This window comes from Psychrobacter sp. ANT_H59 (genome assembly GCF_008369225.1).
Lineage (GTDB): Bacteria > Pseudomonadota > Gammaproteobacteria > Pseudomonadales > Moraxellaceae > Psychrobacter > Psychrobacter cryohalolentis.
The window spans coordinates 40,328-62,787 of sequence record NZ_VOBE01000003.1; the positions used below are offsets into that span (position 1 = coordinate 40,328).

General features: G+C 43.4%; 19 protein-coding genes and 2 tRNA genes. 11 read left to right on the forward strand and 10 right to left on the reverse strand.

Annotation, left to right across the window (positions count from 1 at the left end; genetic code table 11):
- Positions 1-119: 119 nt before the first annotated feature.
- The 8 genes from FQ083_RS05785 (at position 120) to FQ083_RS05820 (ending at position 9,905) form a co-directional block, all read left to right on the forward strand.
- On the forward strand, positions 120-1,160 hold the full coding sequence (locus FQ083_RS05785; protein ID WP_149409184.1) for a Bug family tripartite tricarboxylate transporter substrate binding protein: 1,041 nt from the start codon (positions 120-122) through the stop codon (positions 1,158-1,160).
- 119 nt (positions 1,161-1,279) lie between these two features.
- Complete coding sequence (locus FQ083_RS05790) at positions 1,280-1,735, forward strand: tripartite tricarboxylate transporter TctB family protein (protein WP_041753189.1); 456 nt, start codon at positions 1,280-1,282, stop codon at positions 1,733-1,735.
- A 5-nt stretch (positions 1,736-1,740) separates the two neighbouring features.
- Positions 1,741-3,243: a tripartite tricarboxylate transporter permease gene (locus tag FQ083_RS05795; RefSeq protein WP_149409185.1), complete on the forward strand. Its 1,503-nt coding sequence runs from the start codon at positions 1,741-1,743 to the stop codon at positions 3,241-3,243.
- A gap of 270 nt (positions 3,244-3,513) precedes the next feature.
- Complete coding sequence (locus tag FQ083_RS05800; RefSeq protein ID WP_262880870.1) at positions 3,514-4,539, forward strand: D-cysteine desulfhydrase family protein; 1,026 nt, start codon at positions 3,514-3,516, stop codon at positions 4,537-4,539.
- Between the two features lie 621 nt (positions 4,540-5,160).
- Complete coding sequence (locus FQ083_RS05805) at positions 5,161-5,646, forward strand: spore coat U domain-containing protein (RefSeq protein ID WP_188004076.1); 486 nt, start codon at positions 5,161-5,163, stop codon at positions 5,644-5,646.
- 29 nt (positions 5,647-5,675) lie between these two features.
- On the forward strand, positions 5,676-6,413 hold the full coding sequence (locus FQ083_RS05810) for a molecular chaperone (RefSeq protein ID WP_149409187.1): 738 nt from the start codon (positions 5,676-5,678) through the stop codon (positions 6,411-6,413).
- The gene (locus FQ083_RS05815; protein WP_149409188.1) at positions 6,364-8,928 is read left to right on the forward strand and encodes a fimbria/pilus outer membrane usher protein; all 2,565 of its coding nucleotides are present in this window, start codon (positions 6,364-6,366) and stop codon (positions 8,926-8,928) included. The genes FQ083_RS05810 and FQ083_RS05815 overlap by 50 nt, the downstream gene beginning before the upstream one ends.
- The gene (locus FQ083_RS05820; protein ID WP_149409189.1) at positions 8,928-9,905 is read left to right on the forward strand and encodes a spore coat U domain-containing protein; all 978 of its coding nucleotides are present in this window, start codon (positions 8,928-8,930) and stop codon (positions 9,903-9,905) included. Before FQ083_RS05815 ends, FQ083_RS05820 begins: the two co-directional genes overlap by 1 nt.
- A 158-nt stretch (positions 9,906-10,063) precedes the next feature.
- Here the strand turns inward: FQ083_RS05820 and FQ083_RS05825 are convergent, their stop codons facing one another.
- The 7 genes from FQ083_RS05825 to FQ083_RS05855 all read right to left on the reverse strand — a co-directional run bounded on the left by FQ083_RS05825 (position 10,064) and on the right by FQ083_RS05855 (position 16,789).
- Positions 10,064-10,609 carry a DUF3124 domain-containing protein gene (locus tag FQ083_RS05825; RefSeq protein ID WP_149409190.1) on the reverse strand — a complete coding sequence of 182 codons (546 nt, stop codon included), beginning with the start codon at positions 10,607-10,609 and terminating at the stop codon, positions 10,064-10,066.
- Between the two features lie 15 nt (positions 10,610-10,624).
- A complete protein-coding gene (locus tag FQ083_RS05830) occupies positions 10,625-11,326 on the reverse strand; it encodes a potassium channel family protein (protein ID WP_011514154.1) in 702 nt (233 codons plus the stop codon).
- Between the two features lie 50 nt (positions 11,327-11,376).
- The gene (locus FQ083_RS05835; RefSeq protein ID WP_149409191.1) at positions 11,377-13,137 is read right to left on the reverse strand and encodes a TrkH family potassium uptake protein; all 1,761 of its coding nucleotides are present in this window, start codon (positions 13,135-13,137) and stop codon (positions 11,377-11,379) included.
- A gap of 596 nt (positions 13,138-13,733) precedes the next feature.
- Entirely contained in the window at positions 13,734-14,474 is a 741-nt protein-coding gene (locus FQ083_RS05840; RefSeq protein ID WP_149409192.1) for a DUF305 domain-containing protein, read from the reverse strand.
- Positions 14,475-14,533: 59 nt separating this feature from the next.
- Positions 14,534-15,178, reverse strand: coding sequence for a DUF411 domain-containing protein (locus FQ083_RS05845; protein ID WP_149409193.1), 645 nt, complete (start codon positions 15,176-15,178; stop codon positions 14,534-14,536).
- A 128-nt stretch (positions 15,179-15,306) separates the two neighbouring features.
- A complete protein-coding gene (locus FQ083_RS05850; RefSeq protein WP_149409194.1) occupies positions 15,307-16,257 on the reverse strand; it encodes a DMT family transporter in 951 nt (316 codons plus the stop codon).
- Between the two features lie 43 nt (positions 16,258-16,300).
- A complete protein-coding gene (locus FQ083_RS05855; RefSeq protein ID WP_020443980.1) occupies positions 16,301-16,789 on the reverse strand; it encodes a M48 family metallopeptidase in 489 nt (162 codons plus the stop codon).
- A gap of 312 nt (positions 16,790-17,101) precedes the next feature.
- On the opposite strand from FQ083_RS05855, the gene FQ083_RS05860 reads away from it, so the two are divergent.
- The 3 genes from FQ083_RS05860 (at position 17,102) to FQ083_RS05870 (ending at position 18,635) form a co-directional block, all read left to right on the forward strand.
- Positions 17,102-17,177: transfer RNA gene (locus tag FQ083_RS05860), tRNA-Asn, on the forward strand.
- Between the two features lie 193 nt (positions 17,178-17,370).
- Positions 17,371-17,700 (forward strand): hypothetical protein, encoded by a 330-nt coding sequence (locus tag FQ083_RS05865; RefSeq protein WP_011514160.1) that lies wholly within the window; start codon positions 17,371-17,373, stop codon positions 17,698-17,700.
- Between the two features lie 203 nt (positions 17,701-17,903).
- Positions 17,904-18,635: a hypothetical protein gene (locus tag FQ083_RS05870; RefSeq protein WP_149409195.1), complete on the forward strand. Its 732-nt coding sequence runs from the start codon at positions 17,904-17,906 to the stop codon at positions 18,633-18,635.
- Between the two features lie 82 nt (positions 18,636-18,717).
- On the opposite strand, the gene FQ083_RS05875 is transcribed toward FQ083_RS05870, so the two are convergent.
- The 3 genes from FQ083_RS05875 to FQ083_RS05885 all read right to left on the reverse strand — a co-directional run bounded on the left by FQ083_RS05875 (position 18,718) and on the right by FQ083_RS05885 (position 22,316).
- A tRNA-Ser gene (locus FQ083_RS05875) sits at positions 18,718-18,808 on the reverse strand.
- Between the two features lie 92 nt (positions 18,809-18,900).
- Complete coding sequence (locus FQ083_RS05880) at positions 18,901-20,076, reverse strand: type I glyceraldehyde-3-phosphate dehydrogenase (protein WP_149409196.1); 1,176 nt, start codon at positions 20,074-20,076, stop codon at positions 18,901-18,903.
- 299 nt (positions 20,077-20,375) lie between these two features.
- Complete coding sequence (locus FQ083_RS05885) at positions 20,376-22,316, reverse strand: AAA family ATPase (protein ID WP_149409197.1); 1,941 nt, start codon at positions 22,314-22,316, stop codon at positions 20,376-20,378.
- Positions 22,317-22,460: the final 144 nt, after the last annotated feature.

The window sequence follows — 22,460 nt, forward strand, 5'->3', positions numbered from 1 at the left end:
TACTGTTACGAAGTTTAGTCATCTCGTTAATCGAGTCTTCACTTCACCTGTAATAACTTTATATTTTGGCCAAAATTCTATTGAATTTTTATTGTAAAAATACACACAAGGAGTGTCGTGTGAAAAAACTATCCTATCTGGCTCTTGGCCTGTCTATCCTATCTTTGACCGCTTGTAACAATGCAAACGAAACTGCAAGTACAGATGCGACTACCGCAGATGGCTCAACTGAGCTCACTGCCCCTTCACGTCCAGAATGTATTGCGCCTGCCAAACCAGGTGGCGGTTTTGACTTGACTTGTAAGCTTGCCCAAGCTGGCTTAAGAGATACTGGTATCTTAAAAGATCCTATGCGCGTCACCTATATGCCAGGCGGCGTCGGTGCTGTTGCTTATAACAAAATCGTTGCCAATGATCGGGATAATGGCGATGCCATTATTGCCTTCTCTACTGGCTCTATCCTTAATTTATCGCAAGGTAAATTTGGTAAATTTACTGAAAAAGACGTGAAATGGCTAGCTGGCGTTGGTACTGATTATGGCGCTATCGCAGTCAACGCAGACTCTCCTATCAAAGATTTAGCTGGCTTAGTTACTGAACTCAAAAAAGATCCAAAAGCTATCAGCTTTGGTGCTGGCGGTAGTGTTGGCGGTCAAGATTGGATGCAAACCGCTATTTTAGCTAAAGCCGTTGGGGTTAAGCCTAGTGACATGACTTATGTTGCCATGGAAGGCGGCGGCGAGGCGATCACAGCAGTGATGGGCAATCATATTACTGTTGTTAGTGCCGGTATTGCTGAGATTATGCCGCAAGCCAATGCAGGTAAATTACGTGTATTAGCAGTATTTGCAGATGAAAGATTGGGCGGGACGATGACCGATATTCCTACTGCGAAAGAGCAAGGTTATGATGTGACGTGGCCAGTCGTTCGTGGTTACTACATGGGTCCAGACGTAAGCCCTAGTGCTTATAACTGGTGGAAAGAGGCTTTCGATAAGATGCTTGTTGATCCGAAATTCGCTGAAATACGTGAGCAACAAGAACTGCTACCTTTCTCTATGACTGGCGATGAGCTACAAGCCTACGTTTATAAACGTACGGGCGAACTACGCGAGTTATCTGCTGAATATGGTCTTGTTGAAGCAGCACCAACCAAATAGTTACATTGAGATTTAATAACCTTTAGTAATTGAATATCAAATGTTTTGGTATTTCTCAAAGGGCTGGCAGGATGTCTATCTGTCAGCCTTTTGCCCCCAAAATTCAAGGAATACTCCTTATGACAATGGAACGTTTGTTTTCCGGGCTGATGGCACTGGTCAGTATATTCTTAATATACTTAGCCATTGGTTATGTTGCCCCTATTGCTTATGACCCAATTGGTCCTCGTCCTTACCCTATTTTAATCTTTTCCCTGCTTGCCTTTGGCTGCTTAGTCGTTGCTTTTCGTCCCGCCAGTTTTACTAAAGCGATTGAATTGGGTTTAAACAAAACGATCATCCGTAATCTTATTTTATGTGCGCTTGCCTTATTGGTCTATGGTCTCATTTTTGAAGTATTGGGCTTTATTCTTGCCACTATTCTGATGTCTTTCGCCGTAGGTTTACTGTTTGCAGGTAATCCTCTAAAGAGTTTTATCTTTTCAGTGTTAATCAGTATTGGCTTATATGTCTTATTTGACCTATTTTTAGATGTCAAATTACCACTCGGATTGTTGTCAGGGATAATAGGATAGCCAATATGGATACTTTTGATTTTTTGATGCATGGCTTTGCTGTTGCATCTACCCCAAAAAACTTACTTCTTGCACTGATCGGCGCTTTTTTAGGTACGATTGTGGGTATGTTGCCGGGTCTTGGCCCGATTAATGGTGTGGCGATATTACTGCCTTTTGCTTTTGCCCTTGGTTTGCCGCCTGAGAGTGCGCTCATTCTGCTTGCAGCCGTGTATCTTGGCTGTGAATATGGTGGTCGTATTTCTGCCATTCTCATTAACGTACCCGGTGATGCCGGCGCCATTATGACGACTTTGGATGGCTATCCATTGGCAAAACAAGGCAAGGCTGGTATTGCACTGTCTTTATCTGCTGTCAGCTCTTTCGTTGGTGCCACTATCGCAACAATCGGCGTGGTGCTATTTGCGCCGTTATTAGCCAAATGGGCAATCTCATTTGGACCTGCTGAATACTTTGTACTGATGGTATTTGCGATTACCTGCCTCAGTGGTTTGGTAGGTGATCAACCAGTTAAGACGGGTATTGCCGCATTAATTGGTCTTGGTCTAGCAACTGTTGGGGTTGATGCCGTTACGGGTATCTATCGCTTTACCTTTGATTCCGTCAACCTATCTGATGGTATTCAATTTACTACCATTGTTATTGGTTTTTTTAGTGTGAGTGAAATTCTAATCTTACTCGAAAAAACCACGACGGGACACAAGGTTATTGAACAAGGTAAACGCAGTCTCTTAAACTTTAAAGAGTTTACTTTTGCCTTCGGGGCAATGCTACGCAGTGGTCTCATGGGCTTTGTCGTTGGTATCTTACCAGGTGCAGGCGCAACGATTGCCAGTGCAATGACTTATGCCAGTGAACGCAAAATCGCTGGTGATACCGGTACTTTTGGTAATGGTGATCTTCGAGGTGTTGCCTCACCAGAAGCGGCAAATAATGCCTCAGCTTGTGGCTCATTTGTGCCAATGTTGACGCTAGGTGTGCCGGGTTCTGGTACGACAGCAGTCATGATGGGTGCGTTGACGTTATATAACATCACACCGGGTCCGCAGTTATTTACTGAGCAGCCAGATATCGTATGGGGTCTGATTGCCTCACTATTTATCTGTAACGTGATTTTATTGATCATGAACATCCCTTTGGTGGGTTTGTTCGCCAAACTGCTTGACGTGCCGAACTACATCCTGATACCAGCCATTGCTGCGGTCAGTTTCGTTGGCGTATATTCTATCCATAGCACGACTTTTGACTTGGTCTTTATGGTGGCACTTGGTGTATTTGGTTACTTCTTGCGCAAACTAAATTTTCCCTTATCAGCGCTTATTTTGGGCTATGTATTGGGTGAGCTCATGGAGTCGAACTTAAGACGTGCCCTGTCTATTTCACAAGGCGAGCTTAGTATCTTATGGAGCAGCCCTATCACAGTAGTGCTATGGTTGTTGGCTATTTTGATGGTATTCATGCCTGTAATACGTAGTATCTACCGTAGAAAATTTAAGCCTGCTATTTAAGTTTTAGTTACTCTGTTCTCGAAATACTTCTCCGGTGGTGGTTATACTCTATGTATGACCACCATTTTTTTAGGTTGAATCATTGAAATACCCCAAAATTTTCCGAAGTAGATTTCATACTAATATGAAAGTAAATAGCAGTAGCTCGCCAAGACTGAGTCATTCGCATTTATAGCTTATAATTATAGGAAGTCCGTATGACTCAAATTGTTATTATGGTCGGATATTATTCAAAAGTATCTGTAGCTTGCCTTATCTCAAAGAGGATGAATGATGCAAAATAAATCTATACCAAGCCTGCCGAGTATGAATCGGCAACCTTTAGGGTTTTTCCCAACGCCGTTGATTGAGCTGACCAGATTAAGCAAAGCACTCGATGGTCCTAAAATTTATATGAAACGCGATGACAATACGGGACTGGCATTAGGCGGTAATAAAACCAGAAAGCTTGAATTTATCATTGGGGACGCCCTTGCTGAAGGTGCGGATACAATCGTGACAGCAGGTGCCGCGCAGTCAAACCATTGTCGCCAGACCGCAGCTGCCGCAGCCAGTTTGGGACTTGAATGCCATCTGGTTTTGGGTGGACAAGAACCAGAACAGTTGCAAGGCAATCTTTTACTGGATAAGATTTTTGGCTGTCATATCCACTGGGCAGGCAGCAACCGTAAAGGAGAAGACATTCCTGATATCGTAGAACAACTCAAGAAAGAAGGTAAGAAACCCTATATTGTCCCTTATGGCGGCTCAAGCGAGCTCGGTGCTTTTGCCTTTGTTGAAGCGTTTAAAGAGCTTGAATTACAACGTCAAGAGAGGGATATCTCATTCACGCATATCGTTTTTGCCTCCAGCTCCGGTGGCACACAAGCGGGCTTGATGCTGGGCAATAAAATCTTTAATTCACCTTATCAGATAGTGGGTATCAATATTGATAAAGGTGAAACCGATACGGTGCCGTTTGACCAATATATTGTCTCCCTCGCCAATAGCACGGCAGCATTGATTAAGGCAGACTACACCTTTTCAGAGTCAGATCTATTGCTTAATTCTGATTATGTGGGAGACGGTTATGGAGTGATTGGTGCACTAGAAAATGCAGCCATTGCTATGACCGCGCAAATGGAAGGGATATTATTAGATCCTGTTTATACAGGTCGTGCGATGGGCGGATTACTCGATATGATTCGTACCAGTAAAATCAAAAAAACGGACCGTGTGTTGTTTTGGCATACTGGCGGCGCGCCCGCTTTATTTGCTTATGCTAGTGATTTAGCGGTATCTCAAAGCGATAATTAATCTGTCTAGCGCTATCAAAAAGATCGGCTAACTAAGGCTAGCCGACCTTTTTAACAAGCTCTCAATCATTATAAAATCTAAACTTTAATTTTTAGATATCACTACATTCTATTCGCTAAAGAATAGCTATCACCAATCATAAACCTTGTTAAAAACAGTGAGCATATTTCACTCATCCTCACTGCAAGAAAGATATAACATTTATCTAACCTATTTAACGTCCTTAAGTATCCAGTTTCCGCTATACATCAAAGACTTAGGGCTGGATATTAAAAACATATCGAGCTTTATTACTGCCTTCTATGACCCAAGTTTAACTAACTAACCATCACGCACTAAATGTAAGTTTTAAGCATTATTTGAGTGTACAGTTGAACACATATATGTTACAATATATATACAAATACTTGAATATATATTTAGTTTATATAATAAATGTATATATATTGTTATTATCAGGTAATTGCGCTGTGCCGATAGGTTCCAAATTATTAAAAGATCTGATTTTAGATCTTACTATGGTAAATTTTAGTATTCAGTTGAATCCTAAATTTTATATTTTTGAAAACGCTAGAAAACCTAATCCTTTGGAGATTTACCATGTTATTTAAAAAATCGGTTATGACCGCGGCCGTATTTGCCGTTGGTAGTTTTGCTGTAATCTCTAGTGCGAATGCTGCCACAGATACTGGTGCTTTCGGTGTCGAACTTGCTGTTACAGAAATTTGTAAGGTAAACTCTCTAACAGATACTCACAAAATTGACTTTGGTACTTTTGCTGCTGGCGCGACTGTCACAGAAGCATCAGCTGCTGCTATCTCAGTGAACTGCTCTACCGGAACAGGCTACAATATTGGTCTACTAGGCTCAGGTTCTTTGTCTGACGGTGAAGTTTCACCTACTACGGTTGCTTATAAACTGCTAAAAGATACTGGTGGGGCTGAATGGAGTAATACTGGTACGGCGGATGTTCCAGGTACAGGTAGAGGTATGGCAGCTGAACAAGGAAATTCTCATACTGTATATGCATCCATACTTCCAGGTGCTATAGATAACCTTAAAGCTGGGACTTATACAGATACCGTTAATATCACAGTAACTTACTAATACCTATGCTAATTCTTCGGCTACGGCATATGCTAAGACCTACCCTTATTGCTACCTTGCTACTATCCTCTAGTGTGGCAGTGGCAGCGGGTTTACAGGTATCGCCCATCTCGTTAAGCTTACAAGCGCGCGAGACGGCGAGTGGTCTGACCCTCAGTAACACCAGTAACACTATGGTGCAAGCACATGTGCGGGTACAGCAGTGGACGCAGGATGGATCAGGTGACACGCTTACCCCATCGCGCGGACTGCTTGCCAGTCCGCCGATGATTGAGCTACAGCCTGGTGAGCGGCAGTTGGTACGTATCATCCGCGCCAAAGCGCCGCCGCAAGGTGCAGGCGCGGTTGAGGACGCGTACCGACTGTTGGTCAATGAGGTGCCAGTTAAGCTGCCTGAAAACACCAGCGGGCTACAGTTTGCGATGAGCTACTCGCTACCGGTTTTTGTTCAGCCGGTTGACGTGGCTAAGACCAGTCCACAATTGCAGTGGAGTACTCATCTGCAACCGGATGGTAAAGAGGTGAAACTCCGTGTCAAGAACACTGGTAATGGTCATGCCAAATTAGTAGGGCTGAGCTTTACTGATGCGGCCGGTACGAGTACGGATATTCATCAAGGTTTACTTGGTTATGTGTTACCCGGTGCGACTATGAACTGGACACTGAAAATACTGCCTTCTGTTTTAACTTCTGGGGGTAAATTCAAGGTTATGCTAAATGGTACACAGACGACACCTGACGTCACGCTGGACACAAACACTCGCTAATGCCGCTTTTTTACAAGGTGTGGCCGTCTCTATTAGCCACGCTGCGGTACCGAATAAAGATATCTCTACGAGCAGCGTTGATACCAGCGCTGCTTTTTTGCCTGCTGCGACAGCGGTAGCGCCTACCATTCAGGCTCAAACGGATACCATTGCTCAGGCTAATATAGATGCGGATTTGGCTCAGCTTGATTTGGACCGTTATAGTGATGATGACGATGCAGGGCTGGATTTATATCTGGACGTCACGCTGAATGGTGCCAGTAAGGGTCTAGTACACTTCGACTACCGTGATGAGCGCCTTTGGGCAACAGCAGCTATCTTGCAACAGCTGAGCTTTGTGTTGCCTCCATCGCTACAGGCAAGCCGTGACCCTATCGCCCTTGACAGCCTGTCTGAGCTAAAAATCGACTACGATGCGCGCCAGCAAACATTGACCCTTATCGCACCCCTAAGTATGCTTAAGCTAGATACGACTACCCATAGTACGCGTACCAATAAGCGCCCAAAAGCGAGCGCTTCGCCCGGTCTGTTATTAAACTACAACCTGTATGGCAGTCAAAACCAGAATAGCACTAAAAGTCTGAGCGCCTATACGGAGCTGCGCGCCTTTAATGCGCTTGGCGTGGTCAGCTCTACCGCTTTAACGACTGCAAAACCAGCTACTAATGACAGTCGTCACAGTCAATGGGATGGACAAACTGTGCGCCTTGATACCAGCTGGAGTCAGTCCTTCCCTGATAAACTGCTGACGGTTCGGGCAGGCGATATTCTGACCGGTGCATTATCATGGACGCGGTCGACACGATTGGGCGGTCTACAAATCGGTACTAATTTTAATCTGCAGCCTTATCGCTCGACCACACCGTTGCCATCGTTTTTTGGCTCAGCAACCCTACCCTCAAAGGTAGAGCTGTTTGTTGATGGTCTTAAACACTATAGCGGTGAGGTGCCCGCCGGTCCCTTTGAGCTGGACACCGCGCCCAGCATTAGTGGTGCAGGAACGGCGCAGCTGGTAGTCACCGATGCCTTAGGTCAAAGCAAGACGCTAACTTTTTCGTTATATGACACCCATCGTTTGCTCCAACCCGGACTGTCTGATTGGTCAGTTGAGCTTGGCGCAGTGCGTGAAAATTATGGTACAGAATCTTTTGATTATGGAGATGCGCTTGCCGCCAGTGCTACTTGGCGCCATGGGGTGTCCAACCGTTTTACCGCTGAAACCCATGCCGAAGTGACGCACGGTCTCTCCAATGCAGGGGTTGGTGGGACTTGGCTATTGGGGGGCGCTGGTGGTATTTTGTTTGCCTCGCTAGCCGCAAGCCATAGTGAGGGACAAAGCGGCATGCAGTACAGCACCAATTATTCATGGAACAATCGCCGCTTTAACATAGGTTTTAATGCGCTGGGAACTTCTGGTGTATATCGCGATGTAGGCTCGCAATATGGCAATGCCCCTGTACATCGAAGTGAGCAAATATCTACGGGTTACAGCATACCTACGCTCGGTAATTTTGGGCTAAGTTACCATCAGGTTGCGCAAGCTGAAAAAGAGGACACGCGATTTGCCCGTGTCTCTTGGTCCAAATCCTTTGGCAGACGAGTAAGTATGAACCTCAATTATAACCATGACTTTGACCAATCAGCAAAAAGTAGCCTGTCGATAGGCGCATCGCTATCACTAGATCGCAATATGTCAATGCGAAGTAGCTTGCAACACACCGCAGCGCAAGACATCATCACAGCAGATATCTCAAAATCAGCGCCAAGCGCAGGTGGCATTGATTGGCGCGCGCAGGTACGCCACAGCGCGGCTAGCCAATCAGACGACAGCTTAAATAGTAATGCTAAAGACAGTACAGGCGCGTTGGCTGAGCTAAGCTATCTTGGACGCTACGGACGGGTTCAGGCTGGTATCAGTAGTAATGATGACAGCTATGCCACTTACGCCAGTGGCACAGGGTCACTTGTGATGATGGGCGGCGGCATGTTTCCTGCGCGCCAAATTAATAGCGGATTTGCGGTGGTATCGACCGGCGGTATCGCTGATGTGCCCGTCCTATTGCAAAACAATCCCATCGGCACGACCAACCGCCGCGGGCTACTTTTGGTGACACCGCTCAATGCCTATCAAGAGAATAAGATTGGTATCGACCCCATGCAGTTGCCTGCTGACTTACGTATTAATAAAGTCAGTCTGGACGCAACCCCAACCGACCGTGCAGGGGTGATGGTTGCTTTTGATATTACCCCTGTGCGCTCAGCAACCATTGTATTAATCGATAGCGATGAGCAACCGATTGCCCTTGGCAGTCAAGTCACCTTGATCTCCAACGAAGATACGCCAACCACTGTAGTGGGTTTTGATGGTGAGGTATATTTGGATACATTGGATGCCCACAATACACTTGAGGTCACTACCCCTGCTGATGGCATTTGTACCGTGCGCTTTGAGTACACCAAGCAAGGCGATGAGATTCCGCTCCTCGGACCTTTTATCTGTAAAAAGGCACAATAATGTTACGACTCCAAAGCTATCATCTATTGATCATACTAGTAGTGGGTTTATTCTTAGCCAACCCTATAACCGCAAATGCCGCTATTAGCTGTACTCAAGCGAGTAACACCATCAGTAATTTAAACTTCGGTCCTGTCAATCCCTTCTCAAGTACAACCTCAACCTCAGCGACCATTAACTATGAATGCAGAGGCAGTGAGGGACGCGCGTCAACTGCTAGAATTTGCTATACCTTTGGTCCTTTGAACACCGATGACCACAAGCTACTTGGACCGAACAATACAACATTGGCTTTTGATTTATTTTCAAGTTTAAGCCATGGTGCGCCTATTAGTAAAGCCAATCCGCTACAACTGACACTTAGTAGTGATGGGAGTAGCACACTTATCAAAGGCAATATTACAGTATATGCGCAAACACTCGCTGGGCAGACGCAGCTGGTTTCAGGAGATTACACACTTAATAATCAGATATATATGACTGTGAACTCAGTGGATGGCAGTAGTGCGCCTAATGATTGTCTGGCGGTTACTGATACCTCAACCTACGCATTTACATATACCAGTCAGGCATCTGTTGACGCTCACTGCGCAGTTACTACGGCAGGTGTATTGGATCTTGGACGCGTTTCGGCATCAACTGTGCCCACGATAGGTTCAGCAAGCAACCTTATCAATGTCACCTGTACCAATACGACTTTTTATAATATTGGCTTAGCGCCTTCGAATAAGGATATAAATGGTCAGGGCGTTATGACAGGAACCAATGCCGAGCCTACCTTACCTTATCAACTACAATCTGATGCAAGCGGTACAGAATGGGGCAATAACGGAAATACTTATGCCGCCCTCACCAATGGTGTAACAGGTACAGGAGATGGTGCGGCGAAAGCCCATACAGTGTACGTTACTGTACCGAACACTGATGTCACCCCTGATACCTATTCTGATAGGGTGACTGTGACCGTGTATTATTAATAACCTTATAAAAGAAAGCAGCAAGAGTGAAGATAAGTCTTTTCACAAAACCGATCCACCTTTGCTTAGACCTAATACGTTCATCAGTAGATTCTCGACACTCAAATCTTAATAGATATGAAACTCTTGATGATTATTCACACTGAGGCATACATTTATCAATGCACAACAGGCGTACCCTCCGTGCTAAAAGCAAAGCCTTTATTGCTAAAATTACCAATCATGACTGCCTCAATGACAGGCGTAACGGTATCGTCTACCCCCTCTACTTCAATAATAAAGTTGGCACCAGAACCCCCTTTATCCTCTTCTTTTTCGACAATATAATTGAGAGTTGCCATCGCTGGCAGCTCAATAGGAGCTCTTAAGTAGGACTTTACTAAGGCACCATCAGTATCATAATAATCAATTTTATTGATATATAATGATTTTTTTAACGTGGTATTACGTACGCTGAGTGTCGCAGAAAGCAATACTTTGCGATTGTCTCGATCGGTATAAATGTCCGAATATATGGGCACATAAAACGTTTGTTTGTAGCCAAACTGGCTGTGATCCGTTTCTTTCGACGTTTTTTCCAGCTCTTGAATTGGGTCCTTATGCTTCTCTGAAAACATCACATTTGGATCTTGTATAGACCGATCACAGCCTGAAAACAATATCAGGGCAGTCAGACATAGCATAGATACTCGATATTTTCTCATGGCCTCTTTCCTTATTTAACGGGCTTTAACCCCAACACTACGTAAAAACTTATTAATATGTTCATTTGCACCATAAATGACCAGCACATCATTATCTTGTAGTACTTGTTCAGGTGCTGCCAAGCCTTGTATATTTGGTTTGGTTTGCATACGACCGAAGCTGTCTTCATAGTGCTCATAACGCATGGTGCTGAGCAATTTGATACTAAATCGGTGTTCAAGCTGTAGCTCGCCGATGGTTCTACCAATCAAATCAGTAGGAATACTAATCTCGACAATACTAAAGTTGTCGCTTAACTCGAACGAGTCTACAAAATAACGCAAGGACAGCCGTTTTGCCCAGCGCATTGCCGCCTCTTTCTCAGGATGAAAAATATCATCAACCCCAATCGCTTGTAGGACTTTTTCGTGTAGTGGATTGATACTACGACTGATCAAACGCCGTGCTTTTAGCGTTTTAAATAGCGCGGTCGCCATGACATTGGCACCTTGGTCTTCACCAATAGCTACCACGACAATATCGGTGTCTTTAATCGGTAGACCATTAACCGTATATTCATCGGTCGCATCCATACAGATGGTATGAGTAATCACTTCTTTATAGGTTTCAACCTTTTGCATACTGCTATCGATAGCAATGACCTCATGACCTTGACTGGTCAGCGCCATACCAAGCGAAGACCCAAAACTGCCCAAACCTGCGATAATGAATTTCATAATACTCCTTGTCACTCACTTCTATACTATAGTGGTAGTGATGGGACGGGTTAGTTAATAGTAATCTCTTCCGTTGGATAACGGTAGTTACGCTCATGTCTATTTTTGAGTAAGGCAATAAAAATCGTCAGCATACTGACACGCCCAACGAACATAATGAATGACACCACAAGTTTGCTAAAAGTAGACAGCTCTGTGGTCAGATTTAAGCTTAAGCCCACCGTGCTATAAGCCGAAAAACACTCAAATATCACTTTAATCAAATCAAGCTCAGGCTGATCATAACTGATTAAAGTCACGCCCAGCCCAATGACCAATAAGGACAGCCACATAACAGAAAACGCACGGCGAATTGAGTTATCTGCAATTTCGCGTTTGAACACTTCAACTTTGGTCTGTCCACGTGCCAAACTCAACGTATTTAGGAAAGCAATGGCAAAGGTGCTGGTTTTAATACCACCACCAGTAGAGTTTGGAGATGCCCCAATCCACATCAAAAAAATGGTCAGCATAATAGTTGGAAAAGCCAAGGCATTCATATCGATATTGTTAAAGCCTGCGGTTCGCGGTGTCGCAGCAGTAAAAAGACCCGCTACCAGCTTGCCATACCAACTGCTGTGCTCAGCCAACACACCATGATATTCAAACATCATCACCCCAATCAGCCCTACTAACAGCAAAGCGCCAGAGGTGATTAAAGTGATCCGACTATTGATACTCAGCAGCCACGGCTGGTAGGCATAGTGCTGTCCATCACGACACAACGCTCTTTGCATACGATGACGCAGATAACGGAGCAAGTTAACGACAATCAAAAAGCCCATACCACCAAATAAAAAGGTAATACTGATAATCAGCTGTAAAGGATAATTAAAGCGCAGTGATTCATCGTATAACCCTGCACTAAAAGTAGAGAATCCAGCATTACAGAATGCCGAAACGGCATGAAATATAGAGAAGAATAAACGCTCAAATATGCTCATGCCTGCCAAATCATAAACACTTATATAAATCAGTATTGCTGCCAGTGCCTCAATACCAAAGGTGACATATAAAATAGACTTTAAGGTTGTCACCATATCGCCCATACGTGGCGAATATGTCATCTCACTGATACTAAGCTGGGTCTCGTAACTGATACCACCCTTAAAGAAGTAGCTAAAATAAGTCACGAAAGTTAGGATACCAAGGCCACCAATTTGGATAAGACCTAGGATAATCACTTGCCCAAAGGTAGTGAAATGGGTAGCGGTATCGACGACGATGAGCCCCGTCACACAGACGGCACTGGTCGCGGTAAATAAGGCATCTATAAAGGAGATGGGTTGATTTGTAGCATTTGGCATCATTAGCAATAATGATCCGACCAGTATCACTGATAAAAAACTTAAGATAAAAAATTGACCGGGGTTTAAAAAGGCTCGGTTAAGACTAAAATTATTATCTGATATTTCACGGATGAAAGTGACTAGTACGGCAATCTTGATAGCAATAAAACCATCAGCGGGCGTAGACAATCCCGATTGAAACAATTCAGTAAAATGTAGGACGAGCAAGATTAAAATGGCAATGCTGGTCAGCAAATCAAAGACAGCTACTTTATTAACCGTCAGGCGTATTTTTGGACGTATATAACGTCTTAGCGTAGTGACAAAACTGAGTAAAATAATACTCATATAAAACAGGTGAAACACTTGTTGTAACCATGCGGACAATGTAAAACCACTATCAATTAAGGCAACACCGACACCAACAAGGCTTATTACAACGATAAATTTATTCAATAACCGATACGGTATGCCCACATACATAGCTTAGGTCCAGAAAAGGAATAACCAGAATACTTATACTCCTTTTTTCTGTCATATACTAAGCGTGGTTTTAGATAATCGTAACCAGTTATGTGCTCTAACATTAGCCACTACAATATTCGTCATAGTTACTTATCTAGTGGTTACTTTAACAACATTGTCTCCACCGTTTTATCAGCAGAGCACCTATGTTAACGGGCACTATTTATTATAATGTATTAACAATAAAACCACTGATTGCAGTGGCGATTATTGCCAGACTGAATAAACGATCAAGGACGAGGATTTGTTATGAAAATGACTTCTAGAGATAGCGTACACTCATTGATACCGACCATCCACTATAATACTGGCTGTACCTGCCCAAAGTGCGGCTGTAGCGCGGCATCAACTTGTGATAAATGTGATCGCTGTTCGAAATGCTGTGAGTGTGGTGAAAAATAGTCATTCTTACCATAGCCTTTTGAGCTACTGACATTAAAAAAGCAGCCTCTAGAGGCTGCTTTTTTATACTTCGAATTGCAAAATACTTAGTAAATATAGGGTCTACATTTCATTATAGTAAGGTTTAAGTATTAAATTTACTAGGATTATATTTAACTTTTATTTGCTGCAATCCAGCTTTGCATCTGCTCAATTTCAGGCTGTTGTGCATCGATTATTTCTTGCGCCAGCTTACGCATCTCAGGATTTTTACCATATTTAAGCTGCGTTTCTGCCATATCGACTGCCCCAGTATGATGAAGTAACATGCCACGAGCAAATGCCATATCTGGTACTGGGTCAGCAATACCTTTCATCATTTCACCATGCATCGCATCCATACCCTTAGCATAAGCTTGCTGCATGGCTTTGGTATCCGCTGTTGGCATTTTGCTATCAGGATTGTTGGCGAGCCATGTTTTCATCTGCTCAATCTCAGACTGCTGGGCGTCGATGATTTCTTGCGCCAGCTTACGCATCTCTGCATCGGTGCCGTATTTTAGTTCAATCTCTGCCATATCTACCGCGCCAATATGATGAGCAAGCATGCCTTGAGCAAATGCTGCATCTGGATCGTTATAATCCATACCAATCATATCTTCATTCATTTTGGTCATTGAGTCAGTGTATTCTTTGAGCATAGCCGTCATTGGTGTTCCGTCTGCTACCATAGCGCCTGCACTCATATCATGAACTGCATGCGGGTCCGCTGCAGCAGTATTTTCTTGTACAGCCTTTTGCGATGCAGCATCCTCTGGGGCAGTCACGTCAACCTTATCATTGGCTGGTTGACAGGCGCTTAGTGCCAATAAGGCACTGGTAGCGAGAGCAAAGGTACTTAATTTATTATTCATGGTACCGCCTTGTCTGATAATGATTTAATTTAGGTATTACAAAGCAAAAAAGCGCTAGCTTATAGCTGTTGCTCGGTTGAGACAATATCAGCATAAACCTCAGTAGTACCATCTTTATTAAGCTGCATAATCTGATAAGGCGCAAATTTATTTTGATACTCCATACCTGGACTACCAACTGGCATACCAGGTACCGCAAGACCTAGGGCTTGTACTGGTGGGTTTTCTAAAAACTGCGCCACATATTTGGCTGGTACATGACCTTCAAAGACGTAACCGTCGGTTGTGACAGCAGTATGGCAAGAGCGCATCTCAGTTGGTACGCCGTAGCGCTCTTTAAATACTGCCAAATCCGTAACATCGTGCGCAGTGGCGCTCAGACCATTATCTTCTGCATGACTTATCCAGTCTTTACAGCAGCCGCAATTGGCATCTTTGTAGACCGTTACTGAGACGTTTTTTAATAAATCTGGATTGCTGGCTGGCGTTGTTATTGCCGATTCCGTTTGAGCGTTTGATTCAGCAACATTTGCTGTGACTGCTGCGCCATTGTCATTTTGTAAGGAGCTTGCATTGGACGCGCTACTGTCAGGTTGGCTACAGGCGAATAAGGCGGATGCAGCAACTAACCACACTGTACTTTGCAAGAGTTTATAAGAATGACGTTTGAAGGTAGGGATAGAATCGGATGTAAAGGCGTTCATAATGCAATCTCATGTATTTTTTGCATTATACCAAATAACACTTATACTCAATCAAGACAGTCAGGCATTTAACATAGTGACTTTAACAAAACATGACATTCAGATAACAATGCTGGCAGGTTGGCATATCATTCACTTACTGACCCTTTCTCTGCTCTCATCATCTTTACGCCACCATAGCTGACCAACATCACCCCAAGTCCGATTAATGAAGCACCTAAGATTAGCCCTTCCGGTGGACTTTCATTTTGTAAAAAAATAGCAATTGGTACACCGACTACCGCCCCTACTGCCCCTAATAAGCTCAGCAGCACAGGACCGCCTGTTTTTTGCAGTAAAAACAACAGTAAAAACTGCGCAGCAAATACAAATGCTTGTAGCACAATTACACCAAGCGGTAAAAGCGCTGTCATCGGAACCGCTAAAGAATAATGAGGAACGATACTGACCAGAGCTAGCAATCCTGATGCAGCAATCAGCATACCAGGCGCAAGCGCACTAGCAGAGAGATTGGCTGGCCAATATAGCGTCCGATAAATATTACCAATGGCAAGCAAAACAGGACCACAAAGCGTCAAGACGATCCAAAATATACTGGCATCTGGCGCAGAAAACTTACGTGCTGCCAATACGCCTGCTCCCGCAAGAGCAGAAACTACGCCAAGTGCACGAAGCTTAGTAAATGGCTCGATACGCAATACGATGGCGGCAAGGTAAGTAAGCAGCGGCGGCAAGGATATAATCAAGGCGACAAAACTTGCGCCAACGTGTGGAATCGCTGAGAAAAATATTAAATTGGAACCTGCAACACTAACCAATGCTGCAACAAAATAATAGCTGAGGATAGGTTTATTTAAAGGCGGTAGCTCATGACGCCACAGTGCATAAATAAATAAAATAACTGCGGCACCTTTAATAGACCAAAACAGAAATGCCAATGGCGTCAGACCAATCTCGCCTGCATATTTTGCCAAATTGGTAGAAATACCGATTAAAGCGCCGCCAGCGAGCAGACAAAGCAGAGGAAGGAGCCATGTTTGCTTATGGCCTAAAGTCCCTTGTTGCGCTGACGACACCATAGCTTATCCTATTCATCCACCTTATTATGCCAACCACGATAGATTAGCATTCGCGCCATTGCAACCACAAACGCGTATCCAGCTCCAACTGATGATAATCAGGCTCCATATGACAGCAAAGCTGATAGAACGCTTTGTTATGCTCCTGCTCCTTAAAGTGCGCCAACTCATGAACAACAATCATCCGCAAAAACTCAGGCGGTGCCTCTTTGAATAAGCTTGCGACCGTAATGCTATTATGCGCTTTAAGCTTGCTGCCTTGCACACGAGACTGATAAGTATGAATACCCAGCGCATGTTTGAGCACGGTGAGCTTACTGTTATAAGTCACTTGAGACAATGGATTGCTTTTGCGCATATACTGATTTTTTATGTCATTAATATAATGATATAACGCTTTGTCGTTTTGGATTTGGTGTCTCTCGGGATAGTTTTTATCCAAATAATCGCCCAGTTTGCCGCTGCTAATTAACATGGCAGCTTGGCTTTGAATCTGCTCCGAATAATGAGCAATATATTTTAAGGTGGTCACTGCTTTTGTCCTTTATCTTGATGCGCGATATTTATCTATATCAATTATACGGTAAGGATATTTTTTTGCTTTAATAGTTTGCTCAAATAGATAGTGGTTGTTCTATTATTGAGTCATCAACATGTTATTAAAGTAGATAAAATAATGGTGTTATGGTCGATATTTAGACAATTATGATTAGATTTATAATTAATCTCATAATAAGGTTGACAGCTCATGACTACTTGGCTAAAATGTGCCCCACATAACGCAAACAAGACAAGCAATTGGGCATATTAAAGCCTTGCAAAACTTGACGTTATTACCAATTATTCTCCAATAGCTCAGTTGGTAGAGCAACGGACTGTTAATCCGTGTGTCCCTGGTTCGAGCCCAGGTTGGAGAGCCATATACGAAAAAACCTTCATCACTTATTTGATGGAGGTTTTTTTTGGCTTGTATTTATTAGTCCTTTATTAATATGGCTATTAATGCAGCTTCGGTGTTCTTTTGGGGACTTTTGTTGTATGGTAAGAGTACATATGACTAAGTCAGTTTTGCCTGAGTGCTTTATTCCTACTCACTAATAGTAATGGTTTATTATGATACCTGCACGTATAAAAAATAAGTTTTCTGATCATCCGCAAAAAATCATGCGCCCTATCAGTATTCGCCTCTCTGAAGAAATGATTGAGCTTTTAACGGCGACCGCATCAGAGCTTGGATTTAAGCGTATTCAAGGCTTGATTCGCCTATATATCCGTCAAGGTCTTGATCGTGACCATCAAGACTATACGCTTGCCCATGATGAAGTTTTTATTGAGACATTACGCAAAAAAGGCGTGAGCCAGCGTATTATTGATGAGGCGATTGTGGTGACTCACAATAACAATATCACCCATTCATTGTCTGATCTGCAAGAAAATAAATAGCAGTAGCATTTGAGTATTTAACCGCTTGAGTAGCTAATATTCGAAGCCTTAATAAAGACTAAGTTAACCTAACGGTGCTTGGTCTTTTTTTGCGATTGATAATACTGTACTCACCTTTATTTAGCGATAAATAAACATACACAACTGTGAGATACAATACATTAAGATAACAACTATCACGGCTCATATGGAGGTATCAGATAATGGGTTTATACAAACGTTTAAACAAAGTTGTGTTATTGACTGTGAGCTTGGGACTGCTTCCTGCCCTGTACGGTTGCTCGCAGCCGCAAGTAGATCCTAGCCAGCAAACCATACCGACCAACTCTGATCAGTGGCAAAAGACACTGGGCGATACCTTTGAGCGTCTACCTGAAGCAGATAGAAAGCTGCTAAGTCGTTATATGCTACGTATGAAGCTTAGTAGCGCCTATGAATCAGGCGCGATGCCGCGTATTACTATTAAACAAGCTTTGATCCAGCAGCGCGAATATGAGCGCCTACATCCAAACAACCCAACGGGTAAGAAAAGTCCCATTGTAACCAGTCAAAAGCTCGAAACTGCCAATCACCTCAACTATCCTGTTGCCCTATTGCCAGTCAAAACCAGCGATAGTGATAGCTTAAACCAAGTCAAGCTACAGTTTATGCTGTCAAATCATGGCAAGATTGCCATCGAGAGCTTTAAAGGCACACTGACCATGAAGGAAAAACGTTTGACCAAAAATAAACGTTTCAATGTACCACTGACCCAGTTTGAGCCGCCTATCGCTCCAGAACAATCTGGCAAGATAATCATTGAGAGCAGTATCGAAGACATCAATGTTATGCGTGCTATTAAAAATAACACAGGAGTGAGCATTGAGATCACTGAGGGTAAAATGATATTAGCAGATGGGCAGGAAATCGAGTTTGACGAATTACTAGCCAAATAAAACAAAGGTTTTAAACTCGATAGCAATATAAAACAGCAATATAAAAAAACCCCAATCATTGCTGATTGGGGATTTTCGAATTTGGCGGAGACGGAGAGATTCGAACTCTCGAAGGGCTATTAACCCTTGTCGGTTTTCAAGACCGGTGCATTCAACCGCTCTGCCACGTCTCCATTTGTGCATCATTATAGCGATCTGAAATGAGAATGCAAGCAGTTATCTAAAAAAAGTTAAATTATTTTTTAAACGGCTTATAATCATGAGTCTAAAGCTTGTTTGAAGCAAGATGCAAGCACATATCAAGCATTCGATTGGCATAGCCCCATTCATTGTCGTACCAAGCAAAAACCTTGTATTGATTGCCGACCTGCATCAGTTGTTGCCCATCGACAATCAATGATTCAGTCTGATGGATAAAGTCACTTGAGACCAGTGGCTCCTCCGTATAGTCCATGATCGTCGCTAAATGCGCCTGACTCGCTGATTTTAAAACGTCACGTATCACTTCAATACTGACATTAGGCGTCTCAAATACAAACGTCACATCAATAGCGGCGACATCAATAGTTGGCACCCTTATTGAATGACCATTTATCTTGCCCACCATATTCGGTAGCACGCGTTCCGTAGCAGCGATACTGCTTGAAGTCGTCGGAATAATGTTATAACCAGAGGCACGTGCACGCCTTAGGTCACGGTGCGCTTGGTCAAGGACGGTTTGATCAGCCGTCACTGCATGAATCTCAGTCATCATCGCCGACTCAACACCAAATGCCTTATCAAGGGTATCAATAAGCGGTACGAGCGCCTGAGTGGTACAAGAGACGCTAGAGATAATAGGCAGATCACGCGTCAAAGCATCGCTATTGACGCCCATCACGATACAAGCATCGACATGGTCAAAGGGTGCGGCACCGATAATCACTTGTTTGGCACCCGCCTCTATGTGCAAGCTTGCCTGCTCATATGAGCGATAGTGTCCGGTGCACTCAAGCACCACATCGACCTGCAACTCTTTCCATGGCAGTGTTTCTGGGTTTTCTCTTGATAATAAACGAATGCAGTAAGTAAGATTATTTTTGGTCAAGCACAGCTGAATATCATTTTTTGCTGTCGCACAGGGCTTTTGCTGATGATCGGTGAAGCCATCTTGTACGATATCCGCTGTCACGCCAAGCTGGCTCAAACGCCCATGTGTGCTATCGAACCTAAGTAAATGTAATAAGGTTTCGGCAGGCGCTAAATCATTAATCGCGACCACATGAATAGCACGTCCTAGCACCTCAAAGCGCTCTAATAACGCACGCAATACATTACGCCCAATACGACCAAAACCATTGATAGCCACTCGCAAAGGCTGAGTCTGGTCACTGGTCGTATGAAACCCTGCTGTAGCAGGATTAGACGTCAAACGGTAGGTAGCACTAGAAAAATCAGGCATAACAAGTTATCGCTGTAATAGAAATAAAAAATGAAGGCTAAAATTGAATGCCATCGGCTGATCAAAAAAGCGCCACGCAAAATATAGTCGTTCGCGAATAAAAGAAATACAAATGTTATAAGGTACTACTGGGGTTAATTTTTCTTGCTTGCTGTGCCTACGCAGACATAGGCTGCGAATAATTAACCCCAGTAGCTCTGCACCCTTTTAAAAGTGAATTAACTATATAGGCAGTCGCGAATAAAACAGTTGCAGACAAAAGAGTCATCTTTTAAAAATTATTTATGACTTAAGAATGACTACGGAGTAATAAATATCAATGCCAAACGAATGGTATTGTAATCAGCGCTTTGTTTTAAATGCTCAAATATCGGACGCAGCTTAATACTACCATCATCATTAAAATCATTTGGGTTATTAGCAACTTTAATCGCCACATAGGCATTACCCACTGCCGTCATAACCTCATCTTCTGGACGCAAATGATCACAAGCGAGGCTAAGGTCTTGAGATTTCAGTTCAGCAATATGGCGCATAATGGTAGACTGTGACAGCTGACGTGCTTGCGATATTTCCGCGATAGATAAACTTTCTTCAAGAAGTATTCGTGTGGCAAGTAAAGTACTGTCTGACTTATCAGACACTTGATTGCCAAGTTTCTGTTTTTTTCCTATTTGCGCTTGCTGCTGTTCACGGCGCTTTGTCTGTAGGTTTGCGTAGGCGTCAATCACTGACTTGCTTAATGTACCGCCTGATTTAAGAATAAACTTCTCATGCGCCTGTGTCATGCTTTCTTCATCAAGCATTGCATAATTGGTATCCGCTTCGTTAGATAACACTAAAAAGCGCTTATCTGCACCGCGTGCCAAGGGATCAAGCTGCAAGCTCATTTCATTCATACCGAGCAACTGCAGACCTGCCAGCGACTTTAGCCGTGATAACGCCACATATCCTTGACCAAGCTCAAAGGTACGTGACAGGTCAATCTCAGCAGCTTCAAGCGTCATACCTTGCGACTTATGAATGGTAATCGCCCAAGCTAGACATAATGGCACTTGCTCATAGCTTGCGAGCACATCGCCCGTCTCGTCCTCGATAATCCATTCTTCCGGTTCAGCGATAACCTCACGCCCAGTATTTAACCTAACCACTGGCATTTTTAGTGTGGTCGGCTTTTTAATTTTTGCTTTATCTTTTTTGGCTTTTTCTTTTGCGCTTTTGGCAGCCTGCTTATCGTTACCAATATCACTGTCTTTATCGCTACCAATATCATCGTCTTCAATTAAATCGTCACTACTGTCTTTGCTATCATCAATTTTGACAGCAGCAAAGCCAATCAGCTCACCCATCGTACCGTTAGAGACGCCAAGCTCGGTATTGTTTTTGATAAACATCACCTTTGAGCCAACTTTTAATACCAAGTCATCTTGAGTACGAACCGTCTTCTTTAGCGTCTCAACCAGTTTACTATCGCCAACAGACGTGGCTTCAAAGCGCATCATCTCACCAGATAAATCAGCCAACTCTTTGTCATTGATTTTATTGACGTTGAGATTGTGCGTATAAAGACGCGTACGCTTAATATCGACATTTTGATCAAAGGTAGCTTCTAAGGCAGCAATCGCCTCAAAAGTCACTTCTTGACGACGGATTTGATTGAGAATATCGTCCAAATCAAGCCCACCATTCGCCGCTTCACTGACCTGTCGATGTTGCTCAGATAAGTAGCAGATGTGAAACTTGGCATCGAGCCAAGCTTCCGACATAAAGGCAAATTTTTCACGATTACTCTCACCCTTACTGCCAATCGGTGGTAACTGAAAAAAGTCGCCGGCAACAACGACTTGGATACCACCGAAAGCTTTGTCATTTTTGCGTACATGCTTAAGCACTTGGCTGACCAAATTAATCTGCTTGGCATGCAGCATGGATATCTCATCGATGATAAGTACCGCGGTGTCCTTTAATCTATCTGCCAAAAACTGCTTACGTGATAAATTGGTTAAATCGCGATCCGTTAGCTCATCCTTAATACCAATGCCCGACCAACTATGAATGGTCGTGCCATTCATATGAGTGGCGGCAATGCCTGTACTTGCGGTCACAGCAACCGGTACACGGCGCGCGCGTAGATAATCGATATATTGATTGAGCGTATAAGTCTTACCTGAACCTGCTGAGCCCGTTAAAAAGACGTTTTGACCTGTTTTTAAAATATCAAGAGCAGAAGATTGACGCATATATCCAAACCAACCAAGAGTATAAGAAAGAAAGCTGACAGGATTAAATTAATAACCATGACGAGCTAAAAGTATTTGACCTCAATTATAACAGCTACATCCATTTTGCGAACCACTTTAACCGTCCTACCTCGCATAACTTTA

What these genes read in the sequence shown, in the direction of transcription:
- FQ083_RS05790 (WP_041753189.1), top strand. Translation starts at nt 1,280, where the DNA reads ATGACAATGGAACGTTTGTTTTCCGGGCTGATGGCACTGGTCAGTATA.
- FQ083_RS05795 (WP_149409185.1), top strand. Translation starts at nt 1,741, where the DNA reads ATGGATACTTTTGATTTTTTGATGCATGGCTTTGCTGTTGCATCTACC.
- FQ083_RS05800 (WP_262880870.1), top strand. Translation starts at nt 3,514, where the DNA reads ATGATGCAAAATAAATCTATACCAAGCCTGCCGAGTATGAATCGGCAA.
- FQ083_RS05805 (WP_188004076.1), top strand. Translation starts at nt 5,161, where the DNA reads ATGACCGCGGCCGTATTTGCCGTTGGTAGTTTTGCTGTAATCTCTAGT.
- FQ083_RS05810 (WP_149409187.1), top strand. Translation starts at nt 5,676, where the DNA reads ATGCTAAGACCTACCCTTATTGCTACCTTGCTACTATCCTCTAGTGTG.
- FQ083_RS05815 (WP_149409188.1), top strand. Translation starts at nt 6,364, where the DNA reads ATGGTACACAGACGACACCTGACGTCACGCTGGACACAAACACTCGCT.
- FQ083_RS05820 (WP_149409189.1), top strand. Translation starts at nt 8,928, where the DNA reads ATGTTACGACTCCAAAGCTATCATCTATTGATCATACTAGTAGTGGGT.
- FQ083_RS05825 (WP_149409190.1), bottom strand. Translation starts at nt 10,609, where the DNA reads ATGAGAAAATATCGAGTATCTATGCTATGTCTGACTGCCCTGATATTG.
- FQ083_RS05830 (WP_011514154.1), bottom strand. Translation starts at nt 11,326, where the DNA reads ATGAAATTCATTATCGCAGGTTTGGGCAGTTTTGGGTCTTCGCTTGGT.
- FQ083_RS05835 (WP_149409191.1), bottom strand. Translation starts at nt 13,137, where the DNA reads ATGTATGTGGGCATACCGTATCGGTTATTGAATAAATTTATCGTTGTA.
- FQ083_RS05840 (WP_149409192.1), bottom strand. Translation starts at nt 14,474, where the DNA reads ATGAATAATAAATTAAGTACCTTTGCTCTCGCTACCAGTGCCTTATTG.
- FQ083_RS05845 (WP_149409193.1), bottom strand. Translation starts at nt 15,178, where the DNA reads ATGAACGCCTTTACATCCGATTCTATCCCTACCTTCAAACGTCATTCT.
- FQ083_RS05850 (WP_149409194.1), bottom strand. Translation starts at nt 16,257, where the DNA reads ATGGTGTCGTCAGCGCAACAAGGGACTTTAGGCCATAAGCAAACATGG.
- FQ083_RS05865 (WP_011514160.1), top strand. Translation starts at nt 17,371, where the DNA reads ATGATACCTGCACGTATAAAAAATAAGTTTTCTGATCATCCGCAAAAA.
- FQ083_RS05870 (WP_149409195.1), top strand. Translation starts at nt 17,904, where the DNA reads ATGGGTTTATACAAACGTTTAAACAAAGTTGTGTTATTGACTGTGAGC.
- FQ083_RS05880 (WP_149409196.1), bottom strand. Translation starts at nt 20,076, where the DNA reads ATGCCTGATTTTTCTAGTGCTACCTACCGTTTGACGTCTAATCCTGCT.
- FQ083_RS05885 (WP_149409197.1), bottom strand. Translation starts at nt 22,316, where the DNA reads ATGCGTCAATCTTCTGCTCTTGATATTTTAAAAACAGGTCAAAACGTC.